The organism is Streptomyces sp. ATexAB-D23 (genome assembly GCF_000373645.1).
GTDB classification, from domain to species: Bacteria; Actinomycetota; Actinomycetes; order Streptomycetales; family Streptomycetaceae; genus Streptomyces; species Streptomyces castrisilvae.
This window is the reverse complement of record NZ_KB892003.1, coordinates 41,710-55,229: the sequence shown is the minus strand read 5'-3', so window position 1 is coordinate 55,229 and position 13,520 is coordinate 41,710. Positions and strand designations below refer to the sequence as shown.

Sequence of the window (13,520 nt, the reverse complement as noted above, 5' to 3'; positions counted from 1 at the left end):
GGGCGGCGCACGGCCACCCCGCGCTGTTGCTGCTGTCGGCGGCCTCCGGGGCGGCGGACGCCTTCGTCTTCATCTGCGTGGGACAGGTCTTCGCCGGGGTGATGACCGGCAACCTCGTGCTGCTGGGCGCGTCGGCCGTCGGGGCGGGCGAGGAGGGCGTGGCGGTGCGTGTGGTGACCGCGCTGTTCTCGTACGGCTGTGGGGTGGCCGGGGCCGCAGTGGTGGGTGAGCGGGTGTGGCGGCGGGTGCCGGTGATGCTGCTGGCGGAGGTGGTGCTGCTCGCGGCGGGGGCCGCGCTGTGGGCGGCGCGGCTGATCACGTCGGACACGGACCGGCTGGGGCTGCTGGCGCTCATGGGGCTCGCGATGGGGATTCAGGGGCGGGTACGCGCCACACCCACGAACTACTTCACGGGCACCCTGACCTCTCTCATCGGCCGGCTCGCCGTGGGCAGGCGACACGACAGCGACGGCTGGGTCGCGGGGCGGCTGGCCGCCGTGGTGGCGGGGGCCGCGCTGGCGGCCCTGATGGTGCGCCTGTGGCCCGCGGCGGGAGCCGTGGCGCCCGCCGCGCTCGCCGGGGCAGCGCTGCTGGCCGGGACGGTGGTGCGGCGCGGGCCGGACGATGCCGCCGGGGCCGGGGAGCCGGGCAAGGGGAAGCCCCGGCCGGATCGGGGGAATCCAGCCGGGGCGGCTTGAATGTGGGCGCTCAGGGCGTCATCCACATATAGGTGAACGATAAACCACCGCGCGCCATTCCCGGCCACCCCTGTCCCAAACTGTGATCCAGGGCACGACGCGGGGCGCGCGCGAGGGGCTTCACGCCCCCTTGGAGGGCGCCTCGCCGCCGTAGCGGCGGTTGAACCGTTCAATCCGGCCGGCCGTGTCCAGCACCTGCTGGGTGCCCGTGTAGAACGGATGGCTCGCCGACGAGGTCTCCACGTCGATCACGGGGTAGCTGCGGCCGTCCTCCCACGTCGTCCGCCGGTCGGAATCGGCGGTCGAGCGGGTGAGGAATGCCGTCCCGGCGGCACGGTCGCGGAAGACCACCGGACGGGAGACGGGGTGGATTCGTGACTTCATGGGCATCCTCTCCGGGCTCGCGGACCACGACCCCGCACCCTTTTCGGGAACGGGATTCGTTTTCGTTCCGCCCTGTACAACACGAGGGCACCCGCCCCCATTCCCGCCCCGCCCCACCCACCGCACCCCGGCACCCGCATATGCCACGACGCCCGGCGCGCGCGCCGCGCGAACACGGCGCCCGTGCGCCCGCCACCCCCTCCACGCACCCACTGACTTGCACCAACCACCGCCAGCAGCAAGGCTGTTCGAAGAATATGGGCTACAGTCAGCCGCTGGCATATGCCAGATGCAAGAACGTGTCGAGTGTTGCCAAATCACTTACGGGCCTCTTCCGGCTGTGCGAAAGTCGTATGCGGTCCACCCTTCAGAACTGGTTGTACCGCCCTGTATCGGAGTACGACATGCCGTCCCCCCTCTCCGCGGACCGCCCCGCCCCCCAGCCGCCCGAGCGCGATGCCGTCGATGCGTTGATCCATCGGACGCGTCGGCTGCGCGGCGATGTGGACGCGGTGCGGCGCGATGCCGTGCGCATCGACGAGGACGATCCGCAGATGCGCTGGCAGCGCGCGCTCTGCGACCTGGCGGTCCACCACCTCGACGATCTCGGCACACACCTCGGACAGCTCAAGGAGGGTCTGCCCGCGGAACCCGCCGGCCGGCCCGCGCGTACGAGCGAGGAGGACGCCGCCGACGAGCCCGCCGGCTCCCTCATCGGCCGGGTGGGCAGCGCCGAATGGAATCTGCTGACCGACGCGGTCAGCTGGTCCGACGAGCTGTTCGGGATCTTCGGCCGCGCCCCGGAGGCGGGCGGTCTGTCGCTGGACGACCTGCCGTCGACGCTGCTCCCCGAGGACCAGCCCTTACTCACCGCGCTCGTGACGGACTGCCTGGTCGACGGCAAGCCGATAGACGGCGAGTTCCGCATCACGCACACCGACGGGCGCATCCGCACCCTGCACATGACGGGCGAACCCGTGCTCGACACGGACGGCTGCACCGCATCCATGTGGGCGGTCATCCGGGACGTCAGCGCACTGCGGCGCAGCCAGCAAGTGGTGCGCCGCACGCACGACTCCCTGCGGCGCGAACAGCACATCGCCAGGGCCGAGCGCCGGATCGCGGTGGAGCTGAAGGAGGCCGTGCTCCCCCCGTGGCAGAGCTCCCTGCGGCTCCCGGACCACGGCCCCGGCACCCTGGACATCGCCGCCCACTACCTCCCGTCGGAGACGAGCGCCCTGGTCGGCGGCGGCTGGTACGACGCGATGGAACTGCCGGACGGCAGGACCCTGCTCACCGTCGGCGATCTGACCGGCCACGGCATCCAGGCCACCTCCGCGATGGCAGTGGTCCTGGGCGCCCTGCGCGGCATGGCGGTGGCCGGCATCGAGCCCGGGGCTCTGATGGGCCACCTCAATCAGTTGCTGGAAACCTCCGTTCAGCCCGCTCTGGGCAGTGCCGTGTGCTGCCGCTTCGACCCGGAGACACGCACCCTCGACTGGGCACAGGCCGGGCATCCCGCGCCGCTGCTCTTCCGTGACGGGACCGGGCGCCCGCTCCCCCCGCCGGACGGGGTGCTGCTCGGAGCGGCCTCCGAAGTCGCCTACGAGCAGGACGACGTGCGCCTGCTGCCCGGCGACGTGCTGGTGCTGCACACCGATGGACTGGCCCGGGACAGGGCCGACGGGCGCGGCGGTGCGCACCCGGGCACGCGGACGCTGCTCGCCCTTGCACCACGCTTCAGCCGGGCCCGTTCGGCGCAGGAGTGCGTCCGGGCCGTCGTCGAGGAGTTCGGCGGGACCGAGCGACTGGACGACGCGGGTGTGCTGATCGCCCGCATCGGGGCATAGCGAACCTGCGGCGGACCTCGCCGAGGCGCCGGCGGATCAGCTCGCGTCGTTCATGAACCTGCGGGACTCATCCGGCCCCGGAGCCCATCAGATCTCCGCACTCCTCGGTTTCACCACGCGGTTCTTCTGGGGAAGCGAGAGCTGGATCTCCTGGCGCAGGTCCTCGATCTTGGCGTAGCCCGCGAACTGCCCGGTCAGCCGGTACATCTCGCGCAACCGGTCCCAGGTCCGGTGGGAGGAGGTCTCCCCCATCGTGACCAGGGCGAGCCGCGCGTAGCGGTCGGCCTGTTCCGGGTCGTCGGCGATGAAGCAGGCCGAGGCGAGCGAGATGTAGTCGAAGATCTTGGACCGCTGGCGCCCGTTGACCCGCAGTTCGAGCGCCTGCTTCGCGTGGCGCTGGGCGATGGTCGCCGCCGATGGATCGTGCTCGGCGAGCGTGCGGAAGGCCAGGGCCTGCATGCCGTGCATGTCGGCCTCGTCGAACATCTGCATCCAGCTGGGCGGCGGCACGTCGCTCTTGTCCGAGACGAACAGTTCCTCGGCCCGGCCGAGGGTGCGCCGCATGGCCTGGCCCCGGCCCATGGACGCCTGCGCCCACGCCTCGATGGTGTACAGCATCGCCTGGGTGCGCGGCAGGACGTTCTCGCCGGAGCCGGACTTGGCGAGCTTCATCAGGTCCAGCGCGTCGTCGGGGCGGCCCAGGTGGACCATCTGACGGGCCGCGCGGGACAGTGCCTCGCCCGCGCGCGGGCGGTCGCCGCCCTCGCGCGCCGCGTGCGCGGCGATGACGAAGTACTTCTGGGCGGTGGGTTCGAGGCCGACGTCGTGGGACATCCATCCCGCGAGCACGGCGAGGTTGGCGGCCACGCCCCACAGGCGCTTCTGGAGATGGTCGGGGTGACGGTAGGCGAGCATGCCGCCCACCTCGTTGAGCTGGCCCACCACCGCCTTGCGCTGGAGACCGCCGCCCCGGGAGGCGTCCCAGGCCCGGAACACCTCCACGGACCGCTCCAGCGCCTCGATCTCCTCGGAGCCGATGGGAGCGGCCTCGTACCGGTCGAAGCCGGCGGGGTCCGCGTGTGCGGGATCGCCTACGCGCGGGGCGTCGGCAGCCAGTACGGGGTCGGTGTGCAGCCAGTCGTGCATGGGGCCGGCGATGGTGGAGCCGGCGGCGAGCGCGGCGCCCGCGCTCACCAAGCCGCGTCGGTTGAGCATAAGGTCCATTCCCGTGAATTCGGTGAGGACCGCTGCCGTCCGCTCGGGCGCCCACGGGAGTTGGTCGGGATTGTCCTGCGTCCCGGCCTCTCGCCGCTTCCCCACACGCCCGCGCCGGCCGAACCCGAGGTCCTCGATGGTCACGACACGGCCGAGCCGCTCGGTGAACAGGGCCGCCAGCACCTTGGGCACGGGATCACGGGGGGACTCCCCCATGTCGATCCAGCGCCTCACGCGCGAGGTGTCGGTGGCCAGTTGCGGGTGGCCCATGGCCGCCGCCTTCCGGTTCACCATTCTCGCGAGTTCGCCCTTGGACCAGCCGGCTAGGCCGAACAGGTCCGACAGGCGGGTGTTGGGTTCTCCGGTCACGTCAAGCCCCCAGGTTCTCGGCTGTGTTGACAGTAACCCCGCGTCAGATGCCTTGCGACTATTCGCCAGGGTTCGCCAGGGTGCGCCAGATGGTCCACTACCCGCGCGCCGGTGTCAGGTAGGAAAGCGCAACCCCGCCCGGCAGCCCTAGGTACTCCCCAGGGTGCCGAACGGCCGCCGGCCGGGGCGGCGCACGCAACTTGTCGGCGCGCGAAGGGATCTGTCTCGCCCATGTACACAGCATCGTCCTCCGTGTCCGCCCCGCCCCGGCCGCTGCGTCCCATCGGAGCGGGCGGCGGACCGTACCTCGACCCCCGCGCCACCGTCCCGGCGCCCGGCATCGGCCGGCCCAGGCGCGCGGCGGGGCCGGGTACCCCCTCGCTCAGCGGGCGGCTGGACCTGTCGGGCCCGCAGGGCGCTCAGCTGAGGATGGTGATCGCGTCCGTGCACCGGATCTGCCCGGAGTTCAACCCGGTGCAGGTGCTGCGGCGCAGCGGGCGTTCGGTGCTGCTCGTCGGCTCGACGGGGCGGGCGACGGCGGTCGCCAAGTGTTTACTGGACCACTCCCCCGAGTGGTCGGAGCGATTCAGGCACGAAATAGCGGCATACCGGGCGTTCGTCCGGCACCGTCCGCCGGTCCGGGCTCCCCGGCTCATCGCCGCCGACCCCGAGAACTGCACCCTGGTCATCGAGCGGATGCCCGGCCGGGTGGCGGCGCTGACCAGGCATCCGTCCGAGGCGCCGCCGCGGGCTGATCTGCGGGCGGTGCTCGGAGCGATCGCCCGGGTCAACGCCTGGCGTCCGCCGACGGGTCTGTTCGACAAGCCGCTGGACTACGCCGCGCGGATCACCCGCTTCCATGAGCTGGGTCTCTTCACCGACCGGGACCTGGGTGATCTGCAGAAGCTGCTGCACGGCCTCGCGCACGCGGGGGGCCGGCACGGCATGAGGCAGTTCTGTCACGGGGACGCGCTGCTCTCCAACATCCTGCTGTCGCCCACCGGTCCGGTGCTGGTGGACTGGGAGCACGCGGGCTGGTATCTGCCGGGCTACGACCTGGCGACGCTGTGGGCCGTGCTGGGCGACGCGCCGGTGGCCCGGCGCGAGATCAGCAAGCTGGCCCAGCTGGCGGGCCCGGCGGCGCGGGACGCGTTCCTGGTGAATCTGATGCTCGTGCTCACCCGGGAGATCCGCACGTACGAGACGGCCGTGCAGCGGGCCATGCGGGACCCCGGTCCCGCCCGAGCGGGGCATGACCGGCCGGGCGCGCTGTCGCCCGGCGAGGAGCAGCGGCTCCTGCTGCGCCGCCTGCACGACGACTGTGCGATGGCCCGGAGCGCCGTGCGGGCAGCGGTCGGCACACGCTGACCCGCCCCACGGGGCGCGCCGCGGGTCCGGTGCCGACACACCGGGTCCGCGGCGCGCTGTTGTGTGTTCCCGCCTGCGTCGCCCGTCTCAGTGCGCGCGGACGATGTCCACGTCGGATGCCTTCACGAAGGCGACGCGGTGGCCGATCTGGACGGTCACGTACTTCTGCCCGCCCTGGAAGTAGGCGTGGTCCAGGGGGTAGGAGGCGTCGATCGTCGGCGCGTAGAAGAAGCCGGTGGGGGCCTGGCCGCCGCCGGGGTAGGACTGGCCGGCCTTGATGGTGTACTGGAGCGGCGCTCCCACCCGCTGGTCCGCGAAGTCGGCCGGGTACTCGGACTTCTCCGGGTACGCCACCCCGTACACCGGCACCTCGGTCCTGCCCGCCTTCGGGCGTACGACATAGCCGGAGGTGGGGGTGGTGGTGCGGGTGTGGGCGGGCGTGCGGAACCAGGCCTTCTCGCCGTACCACCAGATCGCCGTCCAGCCGGGTGCCCGGCCGGCCACGACTGCTTGCTGGGTGGCGCTGATCTTGCTGCCCCAGTCCGCGGCGCAGTTGGTGCCGGGCGATCCGTCCGGGTGGACGCCGGGGTCGGAGAAGAGGGGCGCGTCGTCGGAGGGCGCCGTGTGCAGCGGGACGGCGCTGGACCCCTGGACCGGGAGGTCGAGGTTCTTCTCGCAGTCGCGGAAGGCCTGCTTGTTCTCCTTGAACGCGGGGCTGACGGTGACCAGTCGGCTGTTCTTGCCGGCGGTGGGCACGGTGGGCTTCCCTAGGAGCGCCATGAAGCGGTTCCAGTCCCAGTAGGTGCCCGGGTCCCAGTGCATGTTCTGGGTGCCGGCGGCGCTGACGGGCGGGACGCCGTCGTGGCCGATGATGTGCTGGCGGTCCAGCGGGATGTCGTACTTGGCGGCGAGGTAGCGCACGAGGGCGGCGGTCGAGCGGTACATCTCGGGGGTGTACCACGTGGCCCCCTCGACAGCCACGCCTTCCTGCTCGATGCCGATGGAGTGGCTGTTGACGTACCAGTTCCCGGCCTGCCAGGCGACGTCCTTGTTCTTCACCATCTGCGTGACGTGCCCGTCGGCGGACCGCACCACGTAGTGGGCGGAGGTCTGCTTCAGCGGGTTCTGGAAGATCTTCAGCGTGGTGTCGAAGTCCTCCTCGGTGTCGTGCAGCACGATGAATTTGATCTTGTTGCTGTGCGGCCGGTCCGCGGTGTCGTAGTTGCCGTACGTCTCCTTGTCGGCCGGGTCGCCGGTCTGCTCGTAGGCGGCGGGGACCCAGTCGCAGGCGAGGCCGCGCGGGCACTCGGGCCGCACACCGTCGGCGCCGGCCTGTGCGGCGGGGCTGAGCAGCGCGAGGCTGAGCGCTCCGGCGGTGGTGAAGGCGAGTGCGAGCCTGGTCCTCTGCTTGGACGTCATGACAACCCTTCGTCGAGCCTGGTGCTCCGGTGCCGTGCGTTTCGAGATGCGTGCGTGTTCCGATCCCGCTGTTGGTGGTGCGCGCACACTCTGTGACTTGAGGTGAAGGGGCGTCAAGAGTGAAACGGGAGCCGCATGTCGAGCCACTGGACCAGACCACTGACAGGGCCTGTGACCTGCGAAGGGCGGCGAGCTCCGGGGGTCTGGCAGTGGCGCGTTACCGGGGTTTTACGAGGGGCGGGGCTCGTGCCCGTGTCCCTCGAACGGGCGCTCTGCGGTGTGACTAATTGCGGGTGTGCGTGCCCCGAACGGCCGAAGGGTAGTGCTGGCGCCGACAGGACCGATACGCGTGACGTTCACGCGGTGGCTCTCGGAAAGGCCGGACGCACATGCCTCAGCCGTTCACCCTGCCGGATTTCTATGTTCCGTATCCGGCGCGTCTCAACCCCCATGTGGAGGAGGCCCGACAGCACACGCGGACGTGGGCGCGGGCCATAGGGATGCTGGAGGGGTCGGGTATCTGGGAGGAGAAGGACCTCGAAGCCCACGACTACGCGCTGTTGTGCGCGTACACCCATCCCGACTGCTCGGCCGAGGCGCTGTCGCTCGTCACGGACTGGTACGTGTGGGTCTTCTTCTTCGACGACCACTTCCTGGAGTTGTTCAAGCGCACCCCGGACCGCGAGGGCGGCAAGCGCTACCTGGACCGGCTGCCCGCGTTCATGCCGATGGAGCGCGGCGCTCCGACGCCCGAGCCGGAGAATCCGGTCGAGGCGGGGCTCGCGGACCTGTGGGCGCGGACGGTGCCGGCGATGTCGGACGCGTGGCGGGTCCGGTTCGCGGAGTCGACGAGAAACCTGCTCAACGAGTCGCTGTGGGAGCTCGCCAACATCAACGAGGGCCGCATCGCGAACCCCGTCGAATACATCGAGATGCGCCGCAAGGTGGGCGGGGCCCCCTGGTCGGCGGGTCTGGTGGAGTACGCGGCGGGGGCCGAGGTGCCGGAGGCGGTGGCCGACGAGCGGGCGCTGCGGGTGCTGCGCGACGCGTTCTCCGACGGTGTCCATCTGCGCAACGACCTCTTCTCCTACCAGCGTGAGGTGGAGGACGAGGGCGAGAACAGCAATGGCGTGCTGGTCCTGGAGCGCTTCCTCGACTGCTCGACGCAGGAGGCGGCCGAGGCGGTGAACGATCTGCTGACGTCCCGGCTCCAGCAGTTCGAGAACACGGCGCTGACCGAGTTGGGTCCCCTGTGCGCGGCGAAGGGCCTGGACCCGGCGCGGACGGCGGCGGTGCTCGCGTACGTCAAGGGCCTCCAGGACTGGCAGTCCGGCGGCCACGAGTGGCACATGCGCTCCAGCCGCTACATGAACGACGGCGGGGCCGCCGGGGCCGAGCCGGGCTTCGGGATGGCGGCGGCGTCCATCCGGTTCACCCGCCGCTCGGAGTCCGCCAGGCTGCGCGACCACAGCCATGTGCCCTACCAGCACGTGGGCCCGTCCCTGCTGCCCGACTTCGACCTGCCGTTCGGCACGACGCTCAGCCCGCATCTGGAGGGGGCCAGGGAGCGGATGGTCGTCTGGGCCGACCGGATGGGCATCCTTCAGCCGCAGCCCGGGGTGCCGGGTTCGCACATCTGGGACGAGGAGCGGCTGCGGGCGATCGACCTGCCGCTGTGCGCGGCCGGCATCCATCCGGACGCGACGCCGGACGAGCTCGATCTGTCGTCGGGGTGGCTGGCCTGGGGAACGTACGGCGACGACTGGTTCCCGGTGGTGCACGGGCGGAGCCGCGACCTGGCGGGGGCCCGGCTGGCCAATGAGCGTCTGTCGCTGTTCATGCCGCTGGACGGGAGCGCTCCGCCGGAGCCCGTCAACGCGCTGGAGCGCGGGCTGGGCGATCTGTGGCAACGCACCACCGGGCCGATGGACGACGCCGGCAGGCGGGCGTTCCGCAAGTCGGTGGAGGACATGACGGAGAGCTGGCTGTGGGAGCTGGCGAACCAGGCGCAGAACCGGATTCCCGACCCGGTGGACTACGTCGAGATGCGGCGTATGACGTTCGGTTCGGATCTGACGATGAGCCTGTGCCGGGTCGGGCACGGCAGGAAGGTGCCGCAGGAGATCTACGAGAGCGGTCCGCTGCGCTCCCTGGAGAACGCGGCCGCCGACTACGCGGCCCTGCTGAACGACCTGTTCTCGTACCAGAAGGAGATCGAGTACGAGGGTGAGGTGCACAACGGTGTGCTGGTGGTGCAGAACTTCTTCGGGGTGGACTACCCGACGGGGATGGCGGTCCTGTACGACCTGATGAAGTCGCGGCTGCGGCAGTTCCTCCATGTCGCCGAGCACGAACTGCCCGTCCTGTACGACGATTTCGAGCTCGACGCCGAGGCGCGGGAGACCCTCGCCGGCTATGTGCAGGAGCTGAAGCACTGGCTCGCGGGCATCCTGATCTGGCACCGGGGCTGCCGGCGCTACCGCGAGGAGGACCTGCGGCGCGGCACCGGCGCCCCGTGGCACCTGAGCGGTCCCACGGGGATCGGCACTTCGTCGGCGCAGGTGGCGGCGCTGTTCGGTCAGCTGTCGGGTCAGCTGTCCGGGGTCAGCGTGTAGCGCTGTCCGGCCCGGGCCCTGATGACCTTCTCGCCGCTCGCGAACAGCGTGGAGCGGACGGTCGCCGCGCGGGTGCGGCTCGCCGTGATCACCGCACGGCGGGCCGCGCCCCGGGCCCACTCGATGTCGACGGTGAACCCTCCCCGTGCGCGCAGTCCGCGCACCGATCCGTCCGGCCAGCCGGCCGGGAGGGCGGGGAGGATGTCGATGGTGTCGTGCCCGCTCTGGAGCAGCATCTCGGCCATGCCCGCGGTGGCGCCGAAGTTGCCGTCGATCTGGAACGGGGGGTGGGTGTCCCAGAGGTTGGGCAGCGTGGAGTCCTTGAGCTGCTCCGCGAGCATCTTGTGGGCATGGTCGCCGTCCCGCAGCCGGGCCCAGAAGTTGATCTTCCAGGCCTTGGACCAGCCGGTGCCCCCGTCGCCCCGGGCGCCGAGCGTGACCTCAGCGGCCTTTGCCCGGGCGGTGCCGGGTTCGATCCGGCGGCCGGGGTGGAGGGCGAAGAGGTGCGAGACGTGGCGGTGGGTGTCCGCCGGGTCGTCCAGGTCGGTCTTCCACTCCTGGAGCTGGCCCCAGGACCCGGTCCGCAGTCCGGGGTCGAGGTGGTCCAGTGCGGTTTCGAGCCGGCCGCGGAAGGCGGGTGCGTCGCCGAGGGTGCGGGCGGCCTCCAAGGTGCTGGTGAGCAGGTCGTGGACGATCTGCTGGGACATCGCGGCCCCGGCGGTGAAGTCCCCGTGCTCGGGCGAGTAGCTGGGGGTGACGACGAGGAGGCCGTCGCGCGGGTCGGTGCGCAGGTTGGCCAGCCAGAATTCCGCGGCCTCCTTCATCGCCGGGTAGGCGGTGGAGCGCAGGTAGTCGGTGGAGCCGCTGAAGCGGTAGTGCTCGTACATCTGCTGGGTGAGCCAGGCGGCGGCCTCGGGGAACCAGAAGGCGGTGGACCAGTCGTGGACGCCGGTGAAACCGAAGGGGTTGGTCTCGTTGTGCACGACCCAGCCGGCGGTGCCGAACATCTCCTTCGCCGTTCGCCGGCCTGGTTCGCGCATGGCCTGGACGTAGCGGTCGTAGGGGGCGGTGGTCTCGGCGAGGTTGGTGACCTCGGCCGGCCAGTAGTTCATCTGGAGGTTGATGTTGCTGTGGTAGTCGGCCGACCACGGCGGGGTGGTGGAGTTGTTCCAGACACCCTGGAGGTTGGCGGGCAGTGACCCGGTCCGCGAGGAGGCGATCAGCAGGTAGCGGCCGTACTGGAAGAAGAGCGCTTCCAGGGCCCGGTCGGCGGCGCCGGGGCCGCCCGTGTACCCGCTGAGGAGCTGGTCGGTGGGCAGGTCGGGGAGCTGCTGGCCGAGGTCGAGCACCACCCGGTCGAACAGGGCGCTGTGGTCGCCGGTGTGGGCGGCCCGGACCTCCTCGTACGAGGTCGCGGCGGCCGTGTCGACGGCCGCGGTGACCTTGCCGTGCGGGTCCTCGCCCCGGTAGTCGGGGTAGGTGTCCGCGTAGTCGGTGCCGGCGGCCAGGAAGAACCATGCCTGGTCGGCTCCGGTGACCGTGAGACTGCCGTCGGCGCCGGCGGTGACCGTGCCCGAGGCGGTGCGGACCCGGATCTGGGCCTCGAAGCGCAGGCCGTTGTCGTCAAGGGCGCCGCGCACGGTGAGCCGGTCGCCGCTCGCGGTGGCCGTGAAGTCGTCGCGCGGCGAGGTGTGTCGCAGGGTGAAGGTGACCTGTCCGGGCCGGTCCGCGGTGAGCCGCCCGCCGATGACGGCGCCGGGGTGGGAGGCGAAGTACTCCCGGGTGTGGACGGTCCCGTCCTGGGTGTAGGTGACGGTGGCGAGCGCGGTGCGCAGGTCCAGGGAGCGCCGGTAGGAGGCGTCGGGGGCGGCCGGTGCACCGGGGATGTCGAGCCGCAACTCCCCGAAGACCTGGTAGGCGCCGTAGCCGCGGCGGGCCTGGCCGAGCGCGGCGGCCACCTCGTCGGGGGCGAGGGACCCCTCGGCGTCGAGGCGTTCGCGCACACCGTCCAGGGCGCCGGGTCTGGGGGCGGTCCAGTTGCCGAAGTCGTATCCCTCGGCGGAGCCGGGTCCGCCGGTCCACAGGGTCTTCTCGTTGAAGGTGAGGCGTTCGGAGGCGAGCGTGCCCCAGATGTTCGCGCCGAGGGCTCCGCAGCCGATGGGCAGGGTTTCCCGCTCCCAGTCGGCGGCGGGGGCGCGGTAGTGGAGCACCGGGTCCGGCAGCGGCTCATCGGCTCGCCGCCGGTTCCCTGATTCATCGGAGGTACCGGCAGCGGCCGCGGTGCCGGAAAGTGTGGGAACTCCCAGCGCCAGCGCACTGGTTGCCCCCATGACCGTCTTCACTGTGGTGCGTCGCGTCATCCCGGATGTCATGCCGAATGACGCTAGACGTCCGATGACTGACCGGACAAGGCGCATGGCAAAGCGGCCTCTTGGACAGAGGCCGCGTGCAGTTGGACGGAAGTGGGATCACCGGGCCGGACGGCCCGGTGACGGCGACCGGGTCAGCCCTGCTGGAAGAGTTCGGCGGGCAGCGGCTTCAGGAGGGTGTAGAGGTCGTCGGTGATGGGCCGGTCCCAGCTGGCGATGGTGACGAGCACACCGTCGCTGCGGTCGAACTGGACGCAGGAGATCCGGCTTTCGGAGAGCTTCACGCGGCGCACGATGAGCAGGTTGTCGCCCTGCATCACGGGCATGTCCTCGGTGCCTGTGACCTCGACCGGTTCGTCGTTCTCCAGGGCGAGGAGCAGCTGGGCCACCTCGAAGGGGACCTGCCCCTCCTCGGTCTCGCGGGCGGGCGAGCCCTCCGGCAGGTTGCCGATGATCATCGCGGGGCCGCGGCCACCGAAGAGGTCGTAGCGCAGGAACACACCCTGACAGCTGCCGTCGGGAGCGGGCAGCAACCCGGCACCGAGGTTTCCGGGCCAGTCACCGGGGTCCATGGCCAGGACGTCGAAGTCGGGGCCCGCGGGTGTGGCGGCACTACGGCGGCGGAGGAAGGACATGCAGACATGTTACGTGTCCTGGCTCACCTCGCCGAGCCGGGCCCGGGGAGGCACCGCGGCCGCGGCACACCATCCGGGTGCGCGGTGGTGTGCCGTACGCGGTCGCACCGTCACCCGGTGTGTGACTCCGCCGCCAGCCGTTCCAGTACGGTGACGGCTTCGGCGGCCCGTTCGTAGGGCACGAAGAGGTGGTCGTGGTGGAAGCCCGCCACCACGTTGCAGCTGATCCCGGCATCGGTGAGGGCGAGCGAGACGGCCGCGGTCAGCCCCACGGCCTCCAGTGCCGAGTGCACCCGCAGGGTGATCCAGCCCGCCGCGTAGGTATAGGGCAGCCCGGCCGCCACGGCCTCCGCCTCGGGGAGCACCAGGGTGAGCCCCTCGGTCTCGCGGACGGTGACGACGGGTGCGACGGCGTCCGGCAGTACACCGTCGGGCGCGGTCGCGTAGACGTAGCGGCCCGGACGCAGCTCGGGGCGCAGGTTGCTCAGCAGGACTCGGAGGTCTTTCTCGGCTGTCACCCATGCCACGCTACCCACGGGGTGCGGCGCCGCTCGTGGTGGCGTGCGACGCGGGCGCGGCGGCAGCCCGGCCGGGCGGG

General features: G+C 71.3%; 10 protein-coding genes. 4 read left to right on the top strand and 6 right to left on the bottom strand.

What is annotated here, in order from left to right; all coding sequences use genetic code 11:
* Nucleotides 1-26: 26 nt before the first annotated feature.
* Entirely contained in the window at nt 27-698 is a 672-nt protein-coding gene (locus B082_RS0105185; protein WP_018550741.1) for a YoaK family protein, read from the top strand.
* 120 nt (nt 699-818) lie between these two features.
* Here B082_RS0105185 and B082_RS0105180 read toward each other — a convergent pair whose 3' ends face one another.
* Nucleotides 819-1,082, bottom strand: coding sequence for a type B 50S ribosomal protein L31 (locus B082_RS0105180; RefSeq protein ID WP_018550740.1), 264 nt, complete (start codon nt 1,080-1,082; stop codon nt 819-821).
* Nucleotides 1,083-1,486: 404 nt separating this feature from the next.
* On the opposite strand from B082_RS0105180, the gene B082_RS0105175 reads away from it, so the two are divergent.
* On the top strand, nt 1,487-2,932 hold the full coding sequence (locus B082_RS0105175; protein WP_018550739.1) for a PP2C family protein-serine/threonine phosphatase: 1,446 nt from the start codon (nt 1,487-1,489) through the stop codon (nt 2,930-2,932).
* 87 nt (nt 2,933-3,019) lie between these two features.
* Here the strand turns inward: B082_RS0105175 and B082_RS0105170 are convergent, their stop codons facing one another.
* Nucleotides 3,020-4,516 carry a hypothetical protein gene (locus B082_RS0105170; protein ID WP_018550738.1) on the bottom strand — a complete coding sequence of 499 codons (1,497 nt, stop codon included), beginning with the start codon at nt 4,514-4,516 and terminating at the stop codon, nt 3,020-3,022.
* Nucleotides 4,517-4,747: 231 nt separating this feature from the next.
* Here B082_RS0105170 and B082_RS0105165 point away from each other — a divergent pair, with 231 nt between their 5' ends.
* Entirely contained in the window at nt 4,748-5,884 is a 1,137-nt protein-coding gene (locus tag B082_RS0105165) for an aminoglycoside phosphotransferase family protein (protein WP_018550737.1), read from the top strand.
* Nucleotides 5,885-5,971: 87 nt separating this feature from the next.
* Here the strand turns inward: B082_RS0105165 and B082_RS0105160 are convergent, their stop codons facing one another.
* Nucleotides 5,972-7,303, bottom strand: a complete 1,332-nt coding sequence (locus B082_RS0105160; RefSeq protein ID WP_018550736.1) for an N-acetylmuramoyl-L-alanine amidase — start codon at nt 7,301-7,303, stop codon at nt 5,972-5,974.
* A 389-nt stretch (nt 7,304-7,692) separates the two neighbouring features.
* Here B082_RS0105160 and B082_RS0105155 point away from each other — a divergent pair, with 389 nt between their 5' ends.
* On the top strand, nt 7,693-9,918 hold the full coding sequence (locus tag B082_RS0105155; protein ID WP_026249441.1) for a terpene synthase family protein: 2,226 nt from the start codon (nt 7,693-7,695) through the stop codon (nt 9,916-9,918).
* Here B082_RS0105155 and B082_RS0105150 read toward each other — a convergent pair.
* The 3 genes from B082_RS0105150 to B082_RS0105140 form a co-directional block, all read right to left on the bottom strand.
* Entirely contained in the window at nt 9,894-12,128 is a 2,235-nt protein-coding gene (locus B082_RS0105150) for a glycosyl hydrolase family 95 catalytic domain-containing protein (RefSeq protein WP_018550734.1), read from the bottom strand. The genes B082_RS0105155 and B082_RS0105150 overlap by 25 nt on opposite strands.
* A gap of 293 nt (nt 12,129-12,421) precedes the next feature.
* Nucleotides 12,422-12,922 (bottom strand): hypothetical protein, encoded by a 501-nt coding sequence (locus tag B082_RS0105145; protein ID WP_018550733.1) that lies wholly within the window; start codon nt 12,920-12,922, stop codon nt 12,422-12,424.
* 110 nt (nt 12,923-13,032) lie between these two features.
* Nucleotides 13,033-13,440 (bottom strand): ACT domain-containing protein, encoded by a 408-nt coding sequence (locus tag B082_RS0105140; protein ID WP_018550732.1) that lies wholly within the window; start codon nt 13,438-13,440, stop codon nt 13,033-13,035.
* Nucleotides 13,441-13,520: the final 80 nt, after the last annotated feature.

What these genes read in the sequence shown, in the direction of transcription:
- B082_RS0105180 (WP_018550740.1), bottom strand. Translation starts at nt 1,082, where the DNA reads ATGAAGTCACGAATCCACCCCGTCTCCCGTCCGGTGGTCTTCCGCGAC.
- B082_RS0105175 (WP_018550739.1), top strand. Translation starts at nt 1,487, where the DNA reads ATGCCGTCCCCCCTCTCCGCGGACCGCCCCGCCCCCCAGCCGCCCGAG.
- B082_RS0105165 (WP_018550737.1), top strand. Translation starts at nt 4,748, where the DNA reads ATGTACACAGCATCGTCCTCCGTGTCCGCCCCGCCCCGGCCGCTGCGT.
- B082_RS0105160 (WP_018550736.1), bottom strand. Translation starts at nt 7,303, where the DNA reads ATGACGTCCAAGCAGAGGACCAGGCTCGCACTCGCCTTCACCACCGCC.
- B082_RS0105155 (WP_026249441.1), top strand. Translation starts at nt 7,693, where the DNA reads ATGCCTCAGCCGTTCACCCTGCCGGATTTCTATGTTCCGTATCCGGCG.
- B082_RS0105145 (WP_018550733.1), bottom strand. Translation starts at nt 12,922, where the DNA reads ATGTCCTTCCTCCGCCGCCGTAGTGCCGCCACACCCGCGGGCCCCGAC.